Annotated in this window: 14 protein-coding genes; 10 read left to right on the top strand and 4 right to left on the bottom strand. The window is 75.3% G+C overall.

Annotated elements, in window-relative coordinates; genetic code table 11:
- Window position 1: 1 nt before the first annotated feature.
- The gene (locus FSW04_RS04445) at window positions 2–1,531 is read right to left on the bottom strand and encodes a flavin-containing monooxygenase (RefSeq protein ID WP_146916681.1); all 1,530 of its coding nucleotides are present in this window, start codon (window positions 1,529–1,531) and stop codon (window positions 2–4) included.
- Between the two features lie 122 nt (window positions 1,532–1,653).
- Here FSW04_RS04445 and FSW04_RS04440 point away from each other — a divergent pair, with 122 nt between their 5' ends.
- The 6 genes from FSW04_RS04440 to FSW04_RS04420 all read left to right on the top strand — a co-directional run bounded on the left by FSW04_RS04440 (window position 1,654) and on the right by FSW04_RS04420 (window position 7,816).
- Window positions 1,654–2,925, top strand: coding sequence for a PucR family transcriptional regulator (locus FSW04_RS04440; protein ID WP_146916679.1), 1,272 nt, complete (start codon window positions 1,654–1,656; stop codon window positions 2,923–2,925).
- A gap of 319 nt (window positions 2,926–3,244) precedes the next feature.
- Complete coding sequence (locus FSW04_RS04435) at window positions 3,245–4,654, top strand: MFS transporter (protein ID WP_146923477.1); 1,410 nt, start codon at window positions 3,245–3,247, stop codon at window positions 4,652–4,654.
- 3 nt (window positions 4,655–4,657) lie between these two features.
- Complete coding sequence (locus FSW04_RS04430) at window positions 4,658–5,932, top strand: acyl-CoA dehydrogenase family protein (RefSeq protein WP_146916677.1); 1,275 nt, start codon at window positions 4,658–4,660, stop codon at window positions 5,930–5,932.
- Window positions 5,929–6,480 (top strand): cytidyltransferase, encoded by a 552-nt coding sequence (locus FSW04_RS04425; protein ID WP_146916675.1) that lies wholly within the window; start codon window positions 5,929–5,931, stop codon window positions 6,478–6,480. The genes FSW04_RS04430 and FSW04_RS04425 overlap by 4 nt, the downstream gene beginning before the upstream one ends.
- A complete protein-coding gene (locus FSW04_RS27735) occupies window positions 6,477–6,605 on the top strand; it encodes a hypothetical protein (RefSeq protein ID WP_267128284.1) in 129 nt (42 codons plus the stop codon). The genes FSW04_RS04425 and FSW04_RS27735 overlap by 4 nt, the downstream gene beginning before the upstream one ends.
- Window positions 6,590–7,816, top strand: coding sequence for an alkaline phosphatase family protein (locus FSW04_RS04420; RefSeq protein ID WP_228430878.1), 1,227 nt, complete (start codon window positions 6,590–6,592; stop codon window positions 7,814–7,816). The genes FSW04_RS27735 and FSW04_RS04420 overlap by 16 nt, the downstream gene beginning before the upstream one ends.
- Here the strand turns inward: FSW04_RS04420 and FSW04_RS04415 are convergent.
- A complete protein-coding gene (locus tag FSW04_RS04415; RefSeq protein WP_146916673.1) occupies window positions 7,788–8,966 on the bottom strand; it encodes a saccharopine dehydrogenase family protein in 1,179 nt (392 codons plus the stop codon). The two genes, FSW04_RS04420 and FSW04_RS04415, sit on opposite strands and share 29 nt — an antisense overlap.
- Before the next feature lie 174 nt (window positions 8,967–9,140).
- Between FSW04_RS04415 and FSW04_RS04410 the strand changes: the two genes are divergently transcribed.
- From FSW04_RS04410 to FSW04_RS04400, 3 genes are read left to right on the top strand one after another with little or no spacing between them, the layout of a single operon-like run.
- Entirely contained in the window at window positions 9,141–9,554 is a 414-nt protein-coding gene (locus tag FSW04_RS04410; protein ID WP_146916671.1) for a hypothetical protein, read from the top strand.
- Window positions 9,551–10,549 carry a class E sortase gene (locus FSW04_RS04405; protein WP_146916670.1) on the top strand — a complete coding sequence of 333 codons (999 nt, stop codon included), beginning with the start codon at window positions 9,551–9,553 and terminating at the stop codon, window positions 10,547–10,549. Before FSW04_RS04410 ends, FSW04_RS04405 begins: the two co-directional genes overlap by 4 nt.
- Window positions 10,550–10,587: 38 nt before the next feature.
- Entirely contained in the window at window positions 10,588–11,955 is a 1,368-nt protein-coding gene (locus FSW04_RS04400) for a transglycosylase SLT domain-containing protein (RefSeq protein ID WP_187369241.1), read from the top strand.
- On the opposite strand, the gene tkt is transcribed toward FSW04_RS04400, so the two are convergent.
- Window positions 11,952–13,979, bottom strand: coding sequence for a transketolase (gene tkt / locus FSW04_RS04395; RefSeq protein ID WP_146916667.1), 2,028 nt, complete (start codon window positions 13,977–13,979; stop codon window positions 11,952–11,954). The genes FSW04_RS04400 and tkt overlap by 4 nt on opposite strands.
- Before the next feature lie 18 nt (window positions 13,980–13,997).
- Between tkt and FSW04_RS04390 the strand changes: the two genes are divergently transcribed.
- Window positions 13,998–14,897, top strand: coding sequence for a haloalkane dehalogenase (locus FSW04_RS04390; protein WP_146916666.1), 900 nt, complete (start codon window positions 13,998–14,000; stop codon window positions 14,895–14,897).
- Here the strand turns inward: FSW04_RS04390 and FSW04_RS04385 are convergent.
- Window positions 14,894–15,778, bottom strand: a complete 885-nt coding sequence (locus FSW04_RS04385) for an SDR family oxidoreductase (RefSeq protein WP_146916664.1) — start codon at window positions 15,776–15,778, stop codon at window positions 14,894–14,896. The two genes, FSW04_RS04390 and FSW04_RS04385, sit on opposite strands and share 4 nt — an antisense overlap.
- Window positions 15,779–15,872: the final 94 nt, after the last annotated feature.

Genomic DNA, 15,872 nt, shown 5'->3' with positions numbered 1-15,872 from the left:
GTCAGGCGGCCAGCGCGGGCGGCGCGTCGGCCACGCCCGCCGAGTGCGAGAAGCGCAGCGCCGGGTCCTCCACCGGGCCGCGGCGCAGCTTCTCGACGTCGGCGGCGTAGCTCATCGCCAGCGTCCACGGCCCCTTGGAGCCCTGGCGCGGGAAGGCGTGCACAGCGCGCTGGACGTAGCCCGCGCCGAAGTCCAGCAGCGGCCGCGTCTCGATCATCGGGTCGTCGTCGTGGGGCACGCAGGTGTCGTGGCCATGGCGGTCCATGTACTCCAGGATCCGCCCGAGGTGCTCGCACACCAGGTCGACCTTCAGCGTCCACGACGAGTTCGTGTAGCCGATCGCGAACGCGAAGTTCGGCACGTCGCTGAGCATCATCGCCTTGTAGGCCATGGTCTGGGCGAGGTCGACCGCGCGGCCGTCGACCGTCAGCGCGATGCCGCCGAGCGCGAGCAGGTTCAGCCCCGTCGCGGTGACGATGACGTCGGCCGGCAGCGTGGCGCCCGAGGCCAGGCGGATCCCGTCCTCGGTGAACGTGTCGATCCGGTCGGTGACGATCGACGCGCTGCCATGGCGGATCGCCTTGAACAGGTCGCCGTCGGGCACCGCGCAGAGCCGCTGGTCCCAGGGGTCGTAACGCGGGTTGAAGTGGGTGTCGACCGCGTAGCCCGGCGGCAGCTGCCGCTTGACGCCCGCGCGCAGCAGCCGGCGCAGCAGCCGCGGGCGGCTGCGGCTGAGGTTGTAGATCGTGCGCTGCATCCAGATGTTCTTGCGGCGCGTGAGGCGGTAGGCGGTCTCGGCCGGCAGCACGCGCCGCAGCGCGTTGGCGATCGGGTCGCGCTCGGGCACGGAGACCACGTAGCTCGGCGAGCGCTGCAGCATCGTCACGTGCGCGGCGCTGCGCGCCAGCGCCGGGACCAGCGTCACGGCCGTGGCCCCGCTGCCGATGACGACGACGCGCCGGCCGGCGCAGTCGAGGTCCTCCGGCCAGTGCTGCGGGTGCACGATGGGACCGCGGAAGCGCTCCGCGCCCTCGAAGTGCGGGGTGTAGCCCTCGTCGTAGCGGTAGTAGCCGCCCGCGCAGAAGAGCCACCCGCAGGTCAAGCGGACGGTCTCCCCGGTGTCGGAGCGCACCGCCTCCACGGTCCAGCGCGCGTCGGCGCTCGACCACGCGGCCGACACGACGCGGTGGCCGAGGCGCAGGTGGCGGTCGATGCCGTTCTCGCTGGCGGTCTCCCGGATGTAGCGCAGGATGGACGGGCCGTCGGCGATCGCCTTCTCATCCCGCCAGGGCTTGAACGCGTAGCCGAACGTGTGCAGGTCGGAGTCCGAGCGGATGCCGGGGTAGCGGAAGAGGTCCCACGTGCCGCCCGTGGCCTCGCGGCCCTCGAGGATGGTGTAGGTCTTGCCGGGCTGCTCGGTCTGCAGGTGGTAGGCGCAGCCGATGCCCGACACGCCGGCGCCGACGATGAGCACGTCGACGTGCTCGTGGGGCGCGGCGGTGGGCGGGGGCTCGGTGGACGGTGCGGTCATGGCTGCATGCTCCTCGGTCGGCCCTCACTGTGCCCGGTCCGGCCCCTTGGAGGCCAGGGCAGACCGCACAGGAATGCCGCTTGTGACTGGGCGGATCGCCCAGGTCAGGATATCGTGGGGCGATGGTCGTCACCGCGCGCTGGGAGCCGCCGTCGCCGCGGGTGACCGCGCTGATCCGCGCGGCGGCGCAGGCGTTCGTCGACGACCCGAGCGAGCTGCTGGACGAGGTCGACGCCGCCGTGCTGGCGGCCGCGCCCGAGCGCATCGCCGGCGACGCGGTCATCACCGCCGCGACCGTCGCGACCAACCACGCCAACATCCTGCACTGGGCGCAGGCCAACGTCCGCCGGCCGGGCGCGCCCGTCCCGGCCAACCTGAGCGCCGAGGTCCTCGACCTGGCCCGCGACATCGTGCGCCGGGGCCTCGACGACACGACGCTCAACACGTACCGGATCGGCCAGAACGTCGCGTGGCGGGCCTGGATGGTCCGGGCGTTCACCCTCACCGACGACCCCGACGAGCTGCGCGAGCTGCTCGACGTCACCGCGCGCTCCATCTTCGCCTTCGTCGACGCGACGGTCGCGGGCATCCAGGAGCGCATCGACGCCGAGCGCGAGGGCCTGGCGCGCGGCACGCACGCCGAGCGCCTGGAGACCGTCAACCTCATCCTCGAGGGCGCGCCGATCACGAGCGCCCGCGCGTCGGCGCGCCTGCGCTACGAGCTCGATCGCCGCCACACCGCCGCGATCGTCTGGGGCGACGGCGAGGCCCGGGACCCCGGCGGCCTGGAGACCGCCGCCGACGCCCTGGCGCGCGCGGCCGGGGCGCGCCGGCCGTTCACCGTCGTGGCCGGGACGCGGACGCTGTGGGCGTGGTTCGCCGACGGCGGCGCGCCGCAGGCCGAGGCGGTGCGCGCCCACCTGCAGGAGGCGCCCGGCGTGCGGATCGCGCTCGGCACCACCGCGGAGGGCATGGAGGGCTTCCGCCGCAGCCACCTCGACGCGCTGGCGACCCAGCGGCTCATGCACCGCATGCCCGGCGGCCCGCGCCTGGCCGGCTACGAGGACGTCCAGCTCGTGGCGCTGACCGCCGCCGACGAGGAGGCCGCCTGGGAGTTCGTGCGCCGCACGCTCGGCGATCTGGCCGCCGGAGACCCCGAGCTGCGCGAGACGCTGCGCGTCTACATCCGCGAGGAGTTCAGCGCCTCACGGGCGGCCCGGGCGCTCTACGCCCATCGCAACACGGTGCTCAACCGCCTCGGGCGCGCGCGCGAGCTGCTGCCCGTCGCGCTCGAGCACCACGGGCTGCAGGTCGGGCTGGCGCTGGAGATCGTCGCCTGGCTGGGCCCGGCGCCCGGCACGCCGCTGCGCGCCGCCGCGCCGGCGGCGCGCTGAGGTCGGGCACACCCGCGACGACGTGGACATCGTGTCGGCCCAGCCGCGCTGCTGGCCGCCCCTGCGGTCCATCGTCGACCTGGCGGTCCTGCGGGAGCTGGGGACGTGGAACTGCGTCGCGCACCGGCGCAAGCGCGGTCGACGCCCGGCGCCGCGTAGGCTCCCGGGACCGATGAGTTCCGCGGAGGTGCCCGGTCCGTACCGGTGACCCCACCCACGAGGAGCCGTGACCGTGACCGAGACCGCCACCCCGCCTGCCGCGCCGCCGCGCGACCACGACCGCTCGCGCTGGATCGACCTGTACGTCCTGTGCGTCGGCATGCTCATGATCGTGCTCGACGCGACGGTGGTGAACGTCGCGCTGCCGACGATCCAGGACGACCTGGGCTTCTCGAGCTCGAGCCTGGCCTGGATCGTCAACGCCTACCTCATCGCCTTCGGCGGCCTGCTGCTGCTCGCCGGCCGGCTCGGCGATCTCCTGGGCCGGCGCACGATCTTCCTGGCCGGCCTCGCGGTGTTCACCACCGCGTCGCTGGCCTGCGGCCTGGCCGAGAGCCAGGGCGTGCTCGTCGTCGCGCGCTTCACGCAGGGCATCGGCGGCGCGCTGACCTCCGCGGTCATCCTCGGGATGATCGTGACGATGTTCCCCGACGCCCGCGAGCGCGCCCGCGCGATCGGGGTCTACGCGTTCGTGGCCTCGGCCGGCGGTGCCGTCGGCCTGCTCGCCGGCGGTGTGCTGACCCAGACCATCAACTGGCACTGGATCTTCTTCATCAACATCCCGATCGGCCTGGGGACCGCGGCCTACGCCCTGCGGCGGCTGCCGCGCGACCGGGGCCTCGGCCTGGGCGCGGGCGCCGACATCCCGGGCGCCGTGCTCATCATCGGCGCGCTCATGCTCGGCGTCTACACGATCGTCGGCCCGGCTGCTCAGGACGGCTGGGGCGCCGGCACCACGCTCGGCCTCGGCGCGGTCTCCCTCGCGCTCCTGGGCGCGTTCATCGCCCGCGAGGCGACCGCCGCGACCCCGCTCATGCCGCTGCGCATCTTCCGCTCGCGCAACGTCGCCGGCGCCAACCTGGTGCAGGTGCTCAGCGTCGCCGGGATGTTCGGGGTGTTCTTCCTGGGGTCGTTGTACCTGCAGCGCATCCTGCGCTACGACGCCCTGGAGATCGGCTTCGCCTTCCTGCCCGTCACCCTGCTCATGGGCACGCTGTCGGTGCGCTACTCCGAGCGGCTGGTCATGCGCTTCGGCGCACGGACGACGCTGCTGCCCGGCCTGGTGCTGATCGTCGTCGCGCTCGTGCTGTTCACGCGCGCGCCGGTCGGCGGCGGCTACGCCGCGCACGTCCTGCCGACGATGGTGCTGCTGGGCACGGGCGCCGGCCTGGCCTTCCCGGCGCTCATGACCCTGGCGATGTCCGGCGCCACGCCCCAGGACGCGGGCCTGGCCTCGGGCCTGGTCAACACCTCCGCCCAGGTCGGCGGCGCGCTGGGCCTCGCCGTGCTCGCCACCCTGTCGGCGTCGCGCACCGACCACCTGGCCGGCGGCGGAGCCCCGTCGGCCCAGGCCCTGACCGACGGCTACCACCTGGCGTTCTGGATCGCGGCCGGGCTCGTCGTCGCGGCGATCGGCGTCGCGCTGACCGTGCTGGAGCCCGAGGCGCGCGCCCGGCAGGCGGTCGCCGAGGAGGCCGGCGGCCGGCCCGCGTACTCCGAGGCCGGCTGACCCATGGGCGCGTCCGCCGGCGACATCGCCCCCACCGATCGGGTCGAGGCCTACCGGCGGCGGTTCGACGCGTTCCTGGCCGACGAGGTCGCGCCGGTCGAGGAGGCGCTGGCCGGCCGCGGGGCCGGGACGCCGTGGCAGCCCGCCAAGGACGCGCAGGGCCGCATGCACCCGGAGGTGTGGGAGGCGCGGCGCGAGGTCCAGCGCCGCGCCGGCGCGGCGGGCCTGTACTCCCCGCACATGTCCGCGGCCGTGGGCGGCGGCGGCCTGGGCCGCGTGGAGATGCACCACGTCGAGGAGCACGTCTACCGCGCCTCGGGGCTCGGCCTCGGGCTGGCGGCTCTCGGCTGGACCGAGGGCGCCGCGCCGCCGATCGAGCACGCCTCCGGTGCGGTGCTCGAGCAGTACGTCCGGCCGCTGGTCGAGGGCCGCATCACCGCGGCGTTCGCGAACACGGAGCCCGGCGTGGGGACCGACGTGCTGGCGATGACCACCCACGCCCGGCGCGACGGCACCGACTGGATCCTCAACGGCCACAAGGCATGGATCACCAACGCGCACTTCGCCGACGTCCTGCAGGTCGTCGCGGTCACCGAGCCCGGCGCGGGCACGCGCTCGTTGTCCATGTTCCTGGTCGACGGCGCCGCGCCCGGCCTGCGGCGCGGCCCCGACATCCCGACGATGATCGACGACGGGCTCACCGGCGAGCTCGAGCTCACCGACGTGCGCGTCCCGGCCGAGCACGTCGTCGGCGAGATCGGCGGCGGCTTCGCGCTGGCGATGGGCTGGATCAACTGGCGGCGCCTGTGCCGGGGCGGCATGTGCGCGGGCTGGGGCGCGTGGCTGCTGGACCGCTCGGTGCGCCGGGCCCGCACCCGGATGTCGGGCGGGCGGCCGATCGCCGAGCTGCAGGCCGTCCAGCACCTGCTGGCCGACATGGACGCCGACGTCTACGCGGCGCGGGCCACGTCGCTGGTGGCCCAGGCCGAGCTCGACGCGCTCGGGCCGTTCGCGATCCCGCTGCACCGCGATGCGCCGCGGCTGGTCAGCCTCGTCAAGGTCGTCAACGACGAGGCCTTCCAGCGCGTCGCCGACCGCGCGGTCCAGGTCCACGGCGCGACGGGGCTGCTCCGCGGCTCGCCCGAGGAGAAGCTCTTCCGCATCGCCCGCAACCTGCGCATCCCGGCCGGCACCGTCGAGATCCAGCACAACGCGATCGCCCGCAGCCTGCTGCGGGCGGCGGCCGGCGCCGACCCCGACGCCGGCGCCGCGGCGTGAGCGCCCTGGCCTGCGTCACCGGCCGCTTCCAGCCGCCCCACGCCCAGCACCTCGAGCTCTTCGCGATCGCGCTGCGCGACGCCGAGCGCCTCGTCGTCGCCGTGACGAACCCCGACAGCGCGGCGCGGCGCCCCGAGCCCGCCTCGGCGCACCGCCACACCCCGGCGGCCAACCCCTTCACCTACTTCGAGCGCGCCGGCCTGCTGGGCGCCGCGCTGGAGGCCGAGGGCCTGGGGCCGCGCACGACGATCGTGCCGTTCGACCTCACCCGCCCCGCGACGTGGCCGGAGTACGTGCCGCTGCACGCCCGCCAGTACGTGCGCGCCTACGGCGACTGGGAGCGCGACAAGGCCGCGGCGCTGGCCGTCGCGGGCTACGCGGTCACCGTGCTGGAGGGCGACCCCGCGGGCCGCCTGAGCGCCTCGGACCTCCGCGTCCTGCTGGCCGGCGGGGACGAGGCGTGGCGCGCCGCGGTGCCGCCCGCCACCGTGGGGCTGCTGGCGGAGCTGCTGCAGGCGTTCCCCATGGCGCAGCGGGGCGGCGGATGACCCCCGCCGACGACCGGCTGCCGGTCGTGCTCGTCGTCCTGGACGGGCTCGGCGACCGCCCGCTGCCCGAGCTCGGGGCCGCACCCCGGCCGAGGCCGCCGACACGCCGATGCTCGACGCACTGACGCGTGCGGGCGCCAGCGGCTGGCACCTGCCGTTCGGCTGGGGGCGCGCGCCGGCGTCGGAGGTCGCGCACTGGGCGATGTTCGGCTACGCCGGCGAGCCGTTCTGCGGCCGCGCGGTCCTCGAGGCGCTCGGCGGGGGCCTGGAGGTCGCCGCGGGCGTCCCGACGCTGCACGCGGCGCTGCGCACCTCGCGGGCGGAGGGCGACCGGGTGTGGCTGACGGGCCGCGCCGGGGCCGGCGATGCCGGCGACACGGCAGCGCTGCTCGCCGCGCTGGACCCGCTCGCCGCCGCCCACGGCGCGCGGCTCGCGCCGCTGGGCCTGCGCGGCGAGGCGACCCTGTCGCTGCCCGGCCTGTCCAGCGCCGCGGTCACCGACTCCGACCCGTTCTTCGAGCACCTGCACCCGTGGCTGGCCGTCCTGCCCACCGAGCCGGCGGGCGAGCCCGTCGCCGGGGCCCTGACCGCACTGCTGCTCGCGGCCCGCGACGCGCTGGCCGCCCATCCCGTCAACGCGGGGCGCACCGCGCGCGGCCTGCCGGCCCTCGACGTGCTCACGACGAAGTGGGCCGGGGTGCGTGCGCCGCTGCCGTCGTTCGCGCAACTGACCGGCGTGGCCGGCGGCGCCGTGCCCAGCTCACGGCTGTACCGCGGGCTCGCGGTGCTGCTCGGCCTGGACCAGGAGCCCGTCGCCGCCGACGACGACGTCGCCACCGACCTGCGGGCGCGCTTCGCGGCCGCCGAGGCGCTCATCGCCCGCGGCGCGCGGTTCGTGCACGTGCACAGCAAGGCCACCGACGAGGCGGGGCACACGAAGGAGCCGCGGGCCAAGCTGGGCGTCCTCGAGGCGGCCGACCCGGCGCTGGGCGAGCTGGCCGGCCTGGCGCGGCGGGCGATCGTCGCGATCACCGGCGACCACGCCACCCCGTCGTCGGGCGGCCTGCTGCACAGTGGCGACCCGACGCCCCTGCTCGTCCTCGGGCCCGGCGTGCGCCCGGACCGTGTCAGCGCGTTCGGCGAGCGCCACGCCCGCGAGGGCTGGTACGGCGCCGTGGCGGCCGCCGACCTGCTCCCGCTGCTGTTCGGCCACGCCAACCGCCCGGACTTCATGGGCCACCGGCCGACCCCGCGCCGGACGATCGCGCTCCCCGACGACCCGCCGCCCATGCGGGTCGCGCCGGCGCTCAGCCCTCCGGCAGCACCCGGAACGTGATGCCCGAGCGCTCGAGGCGCGCCCGCAGCGGCTCGCCCAGCGCCTGGGCCGTGGTGACCTGACCCGCCGTGGCGGGCAGGTCGTCGAAGGCCAGGCACAGCGCGGCCTCGGCGAGCATCCGCGACGTCTCGCGGTAGCCCGGGTCGCCACCGGCGACCTCGGTGACCACGCGCCGCCCGCCGCCCTCGCCGACGAAGCGCACGGAGAACCAGCCCGCGTCCATCTGCGCCTCCGTCGGCCCGTCGCCCGGCGAGATGCGCGAGAGCAGCGCCCGGCGCACCGGGCCGATCTGGGCCAGGCCGAACAGCGCGCCGACGCCCGCCGCGCCACCGACGGCGACGGGCAGGTGCTTGACCGCGGCGTAGTGGCCGTAGGTGAAGTCGGGGCCGTAGCGCTCCAGCGCGCGGGCCGAGCGCCCCACGATCTGCGGGTCGATCGTCGGCAGCGGCACCGCCCACGCGTCCAGCGCCCGGTGCGGGGTCCCGGCCTCGACGTGGACGCGCCGCGAGGGGTCGCGCGGCTCGACGGCTCGCCGGGCGCGGGCGGCCCGCAGACCCTGGCGGGGCCGCGACATCGCGGTCATCGCGGAGTGGAACGTGCCGCCGGAGAAGCGGCCGGCGGCCCGAAGGTAGCCGCGCACGTGCAGCGGCACGCCCTCGGGCAGCTGGGCAACGGTGAACTGCGCGCCGAGGTCGTGCGGGATGGAGTCGAAGCCGCACGCGTGCACGAGGCGGGCGCCGGTGGCCTGCGCCTCGGCATGGTGGTCGAGGTAGGCGCGGTCGACGAACTCAGGCTCGCCCGTGAGGTCCAGGTAGCCCGTGCCCGCCTGGGCGCAGGCCGCGACGACGCCGGCGCCGTGCTGCAGGTAGGGGCCCACGGTGGTCACGAGCACCCGCGTGGCCTGCGCCAGCGCGCGCAGCGACGCAGCGTCGGCGACATCGGCCGCCAGCAGCCCGGGCGCGGGGGCCTGCGGATGGGCGGCGGCCAGCGCGGCGCGGGTCGCCTCGAGCTTGCCCGGGTTGCGGCCCGCCAGCGCCCAGCGCAGGCCCTCCGGGGCGCGGGCGGCCACCTCGGCGGCGGTCAGGGCCCCCGTGAAGCCGGTCGCCCCGAGGACGACGAGATCGTGGGGGCGGGGGTCGGAGGCGTCCATGCCACCAGCCTCGCATGTCGGCGCGCGCACCCGAGGCCGGCCCGGGCCGCGGTGCGCTCGCGGCCGCGAAACGCCTGCAGGATCGTGTGCAGCGGCGTGCCGTCAAGCTCCAGCGGGATCATGCGATACCTGTGCAGAAGGTCAGGGATCGGCCGATCAGGGTGCAATGGCCGCGTGACCGGTTACGATCCGCAGTCGTCCACCCGACCGAACCAAGGACTTTCGATCGTGCGTATCCGCTTCGCCCTGGCGCTGATGGTCGCCGGTCTGCTCCTCGCGGCCGGTGTCGCGTCCGCTCAGACGACGACCACCGACCCGACCAGCAGCTACACCACCACGACCCCGACCACGACCACGCCCAAGACCACGACGAGTCAGGGCGTCACGCAGTCCAAGCCCACGACCGAGGGCCAGACGCAGTCGAGCGTCGCCCCGTCGGTCGCCGCGCAGCCCGCCGGCTCGGCTCCCAGCAGCCTCGCCTTCACGGGCGCGGACCCGCTGCTGCTGATCGTGCTCGGCCTCGGTGTCGCCGGCGGGACGGGCGCGCTGCTGCTGCGTGACCGTCGCCGCTCCGCCCAGGACCGGTGACCCAGGGATCTCCTGACCCACAGGCCGGCGACGGCGGGCGCGTCACCCCCATCGGGACGCGCCGGACGTCCGTCGCCGACCTGCAGCAGGAGATCGAACGCCTCACCGCGGCGCTGCAGCAGGCCGAGCAGCGCCGCCGTGAAGCCGAGCGCACCCTCTTCGACGTCGCGCGGCTGGCCGCGGCCGACGCCGCGGACCTCCGCGCGCGCCTGGCCGAGGCCCAGGCCGGCCTGACCGCCGCGCCCGAGGCGCCCGCCGATCCCGGCCCGCAGGAGACCGCCGAGGTCACCGCGGCCGCCGCGACACCGCCCGTGACGCCCCGCCGGGGCGGCCGTGCACGCCGCATCCGCCGCGTCGTCCTCGCCGCCGGGCTGACCGCCGGGCTGCTGGCGTGCGTCGACGGCGTGCTGACGATCTTCTGGCAGGAGCCGCTGACCGCGCTGATGCAGTCGCGGTCGCAGTCCTCGCTGCGCAGCGACCTCGGCCGGCTGCAGCAGACCTTCGCCGCGGCCCCGCGCCTGCAGCGCGAGAGCGACGCCCGGCGGATGGTGCGCCAGGCCACCACGCTGCTCGAGCACCCGCGGCCCGCCGGCTCGGCGCTGGGCAGCATCGACATCCCGCGCATCGGGCTGAAGACCGTCTTCGTCGAGGCCACCGACCACGACGCCCTGACGAAGGGTCCCGGCCACTACAAGGGCACCGTGCTCCCGGGCATGACGGGCACGGTCGGCCTGGCCGGGCACCGCACGACGTACGGCGCGCCGTTCCGTCACGTCGACAACCTGCCCCCGGGAACGCGGATCGACATCCGGATGCCGTACGGTCGTTTCGTCTACCGCGTGACGGGCACGCAGATCACCACGCCCGACGACGCCGCGTCCCTGCGATCCCAGGCGGGTCTGCACCGTCTCGTGCTCACGGCATGCCATCCCCTGTACAGCGCCGCCAAGCGCATCGTGGTCACCGCCCGCCAGGTCTACGCGGCACCCGCCTGACCCCGCGCGGCCGGCGCGTCGCGCTCTTCCTGGTCGTCGTGGCGGTCGCCGCGGTCGTCGTCCTGCTGCTCGCGGGCCGCGACCAGCAGGCCGGGCCTCGGCACCTGGCGCCCGGCCGGGGCCGCACGGACACCACCGCCGACCCGCTGGCCTACGACAGCCGCCGGCGCGCGGAGTTCGAGGCGCGCGCCGCGGCCGGGCTGTCGCACGTCCTCTACGACAAGAGCCCCGGCGGGGTGCCCGCGACCGCGCGGCGCGTGGCTTCCCTGCGACCCACGATCGACGACGTCGCCCGGCGCGCCCACCAGGACCCGGACACGCTGGAGGCCATCGTCTTCCTCGAGAGCGCCGGCCGGCCCGACGTGGCCGCCTCCGACGACCTCAGCTCGGCCGCGGGCCTGACCCAGATCCTGGCCCAGACGGCCACGGGCCTGCTCGGCCTCAAGGTCGACGTCGCCGCCTCCGAGAAGCTCACGCGCAGCATCGGGCGCTCCACCAGCCTGGCGCACCGGCGGCGGCTGCTGGCCCAGCGCCGGCGCGTCGACGAGCGCTTCGACCCGCGCAAGGCGCTGGAGGCCACCACGCGCTACCTCGAGTTCGCCAAGGGCCGCCTGGGCCGCGACGACCTCGCCGTCGAGAGCTACCACATGGGCGTCGGCAACCTGCAGAACGCGCTGAAGGCCTACGGCGAGGACGGCATCCCCTACACCCAGCTCTTCTTCGACAGCACGCCCCTGCGCCACGCGGCGGCGTGGCGGATCCTCGCCGGCCTGGGCGACGACTCCTCGACGTACCTGTGGCGCATCGGCGCGGCCAAGGCGATCATGGCCCTGTACCGCCGCGACCCGGCGGCGCTGGCCCGCCAGGCGCGGCTGCAGGCCGCGCCGTCGGCCGAGAACGTGCTGCGCCCGCCGGCGTCGACGCCGCGCTTCGGCGACGACGCCGCCCTGCGCTCCGACGCGCTCGTCGCCCTGGACCCGCCGGTGCTGGCCGCCGCGCGGGTGCGGCTCTCCCGAGCCCTGGCGGCGGCGCCGGCCGGCACGCGCACGCTGCGCCCTCCGGCGCTGGCGCTGCTGCGCTACCTCGGCCAGGGCGTCGCCGCGATCGCGCGGACCTCGCCGCTCGTGCTCAGCGCCGCGACGCGCAGCGTGGCCGGCGAGGCGACGTCGGGCGAGGGCGGCGCGGGGATCGAGGCCTCGCCGTCGCTGCACACGACGGGCTACGCTTTCGACGTCAGCCGCGCCTACCGCACGCCCGCCCAGGCGCAGGCCTTCCAGTTCTGGCTCGACCGCCTCACGGCGCTGGACCTCATCGCCTGGACCCGCGGGCCCGACAGCATCCACGTCGCCGTCGGGCCGCGGGCGGGCGCGCTCGTCGGGCCGATGCTCGGCGCGACGAGCGGCTAGGAGCTCACGGCGCCCAGCAGGTCCTTGGCGACCTGGGCGACGTGCTCGCCGGTGATGCCGAGGCGCTCGAGGACCTCGGGCCCGGGCGCGCTGGCACCGAAGCGGTCGATCCCGACCGCGCGGTCGACCCAGCGCTCCCAGCCCATGGTGATCGCCGCCTCGACGGAGACGCTGGGCAGCGTCGCCGGCAGCACCTCGTCGCGGTAGGCGTCGTCCTGGCCGGCGAACAGCTCCCACGACGGCATGGACACGACGCGCGCGGCGATCCCCTCGCCGGCCAGGATGGCCTGCGCCTCGATGGCGGTGTGCACCTCGGCGCCCGTGCCGACGAGCGTGATGCGCGCCTCGCCGGAGGCGGGCGCCACGACGTAGGCGCCGCGGCCGACGCCGTCGGGGTCGATCTCGAGGATCGGCAGGTCCTGCCGCGAGAGGGCCAGCGCCGCCGGACCCTCGAGGTCCTCGAGGATCACGCGCCACGCCTCCGCGGTCTCGCGCGCGTCGGCCGGGCGCAGGACCGTCAGGCCCGGGATCGCGCGCAGCCCGGCGAGGTGCTCGACGGGCTGGTGGGTCGGGCCGTCCTCGCCGAGGGCGACGGAGTCGTGCGTGAACACCCATGCGGTGCGCAGGCCCGTCAGCGACCCCAGGCGGATCGAGCCGCGCATGTAGTCGGCGAACTGCAGGAACGTCGAGCCGTAGGGCCGCACGATCCCGCCGTGGGCGGCCAGGCCGTTGACCGCGCCGCCCATGCCGTGCTCGCGGACGCCGAAGTACATGTTGCGCCCGGCCTTCGCGCGGCTGTAGCGCTCGTCGTCGCCACCCGGGAACTCCGTCTTGGTGGACTCGCTGAGGTCGGCGGCGCCGCCGACCATCGTGGGCACGAACGGCGCGAAGGCGGCCATGACCTTCTGGCCCGCCGAGCGCGTGGCGATCTTGTCCTTGTCGCTCCAGTCCATCGAGCGCAGCGCGTCCTTCAGGCCCGGCAGCGGCCGCCCGCCGTAGGACCCCCCCTCCCACGCCAGGTCCCACTCCCGCGCCAGCTCGGCGTTGGCCGAGCGCCAGGTGGCCAGGCGCTCCTCCCACTCGGCCTGGGCCGCGGCCCCGCGGCCGTCGCCGGCGAACTGCTCGTAGACCCCGTCGGGGACGAGGAAGTGGGCGTCGGGGTCCCAGCCCATGACCTCCTTGGTCGCGCGGACCTCGTCCTCGCCCAGCGCGGCCCCGTGGGCCTTGCTCGTGCCCTGCTTGTGCGGCGAGGGGTAGCCGATGATCGACGTGACGCGGATGAGCGAGGGCTTGTCGGCGATGCGCTGGCCCTCGGTGATCGCGGCCTCCAGCGCGACGACGTCGTTGGCGTCGTGCACCTCGGAGACGTGCCAGCCGTAGGCCTCGAAGCGCTTGGCGACGTCCTCGCGGTCGAAGCTCAGCGACGTCGGGCCGTCGAGCGAGATCGAGTTGTCGTCGTAGAGGTAGATCAGCTTGCCCAGCCCGTACTGGCCGGCCAGCGACGCGGCCTCGGAGGCCACGCCCTCCATGAGGTCGCCGTCGGAGACAATCGCGTAGGTGAAGTGGTCCATGACCTCGGAGCCGTAGCGCTCGCGCAGGAAGCGCTCGGCCAGCGCCATGCCCACGCCGTTGGCGAAGCCCTGGCCCAGCGGGCCCGTCGTCACCTCGACGCCCGGCGTGACGTGCACGCGGTCGCGCTCGGGGTGGCCCGGCGTCAGCGAGCCCCACTGGCGGAACTTCTTGAGCTCGTCCAGCGGGAGGTCGTAGCCCGAGAGGTGCAGCACGCTGTAGAGCAGCATCGAGCCGTGGCCGGCCGACAGGACGAAGCGGTCGCGGTCGGGCCAGTCGGGGTCCTCGGGGTTGTGGCGCATGACCTTGGCGAACAGCACGTAGGCCGCCGGGGCCATGCCCATCGGCAGCCCGGGATGCCCGCTGTTGGCCTTCTGGACCCCGTCCATGGAGAGCGTGCGGATGGTGTCGACGCTGAGCTGGTCGATCGAGGCGGATGAGGTGGCGGCTTCCATGCGTGACACGCTACCCGCATGCGCGCCGTCGACCATCCCCTGCAGGGCTTTCCGCACCCGAGCCGCTACACCGAGATCGGAGGCGTCCGCCTCGCCTATCTGGACCTCGAGCCCGAGGGGGCGGGCGACGCCGGCCCGCCCGTGTGGTTCATGCACGGTGAGCCGACGTGGTCCTACCTCTGGCGCGAGGTCATCGGCCCCGTCCGCGCCGCCGGCCACCGGTGCATCGCGCCCGACCTGGCGGGCTTCGGGCGCTCGGACAAGCCCGAGGACCTCGAGTGGTACACCTACGACCGCCACACCGAGCTCATGGGCGCGCTGCTGGAGCAGCTCGACCTGCACGACCTCACGATGGTCGTCCACGACTGGGGCGGTCCCATCGGGCTGCGCCTCGCGGTGCAGCACCCCGACCGCATCGCCCGCCTGGTCATCCTCGACACGGGGCTGTTCACCGGCGAGCAGCGCATGACCGACAACTGGCTGCGCTTCCGCGACTTCGTGCGGCGCACGGAGGACCTGCCGATCTCGTTCCTCGTCGACGGCGCCACCCTGCGCGCGCTGGGCGACGAGGAGAAGGCGGCCTACGACGCGCCGTTCGAGACGCCGGCGTCCAAGGCCGGCGCGCGGGCCTTCCCGCTCATCCTGCCCACCGACCCCTCGATGCCCGGCGCCGAGGCCGGCCGCCGCGTGCTGGACGCGATGCGCGCCGACACGCGCCCCAAGCTGGTGCTGTGGGCCGACCAGGACCCCGTGCTGCCGCTCGAGGGCGGCCGCGCGTTCGCCAAGGCCCTGGGCGCTCCCGAGCCCGAGGTCATCGCGGGCGCCGCGCACTTCCTGCAGGAGGACGCGGGCGCGGCGATCGGGCAGCGGATCGCCGCCTGGCTGGGCGACGCTCGCCCAGGGGGCGCGGGCGCCTAGCCCGTCAGTTGGCGCGGGTCGGCGCCGGCGTCCAGCGCCGGGTCCGAGCTCGCGGCCCGCAGCTCGTAGGCCGCGCGCTTGCCCGCGTCGACGTTGGCGAGGACCTGGTCGGCCTTCAGCGCCCGGCTGACCGCCTCGCGCCCGCCGCGTGGCAGGACGTTCATCACGCGGGTGATCTGCGCGACCGAGCGCGGCACGAACACGTCGAAGCGGTTCTCCTTCAGCGCCGTGACGATCTCGTCGGCCACGTCGGAGGGCTGCACCTGCTTGACGCCGCGCGACTCGGTCAGGCCCGCGGCCAGCTCCGTGTTGACGACGACGGGCATGACGCACGAGACGTCGACGCCCGTGCCGCGCAGCTCGGCCCGCAGCGCCTCGGAGACCCCGACGACGTAGTGCTTGGTGCCGCAGTAGGTCGCGCCGCCCGGGAAGCCGCCCTTGCCGGCGGTCGAGGCGATGTTCACCACGTGGCCGCGACCGCGGGCCAGCATGCGCGGGACGATCTCCTTGATCCCGAACATGACGCCGTTGACGTTGATGTCGATCATCCGCTGCGTCGTGGCGTCGTCCTCCTCCCACACGCGATGGCCGACCTGCATGATCCCCGCGTTGTTGACGAGGACGTCGATCGGGCCCAGCTGCGCCTCGACGTCGTCGACGAACGCGTGGACCGAGGCGCGCTCGGTGACGTTGAGCGGCAGGGCGATCGTCCCGTGGCCCAGCTCGGCCGCGGTCTGCTGCGCGACGGCGAGGTCGAGGTCGCCGATCGCGACCTTCATGCCCTCGCGCAGGAAGGCCTCGGCGGTCGCGCGGCCGATCCCGCGGGCGGCGCCGGTGACGGCGGCCACCTGACCGGCGAGGATGCGGTGCTGCTTGGCCATGAGACGGTCCTCCGGGACAGAGAGACAAAGATGACGGGGGCGTCACGATATCACCCTCGGGGTGACTGCGCCGGTTGGGCTGACACCGTGTCAA

The organism is Baekduia soli, from assembly GCF_007970665.1.
Lineage (GTDB): Bacteria > Actinomycetota > Thermoleophilia > Solirubrobacterales > Solirubrobacteraceae > Baekduia > Baekduia soli.
Note: the sequence above shows the minus strand (reverse complement) of the source record. Positions and strands in the feature narration are given on the sequence as shown.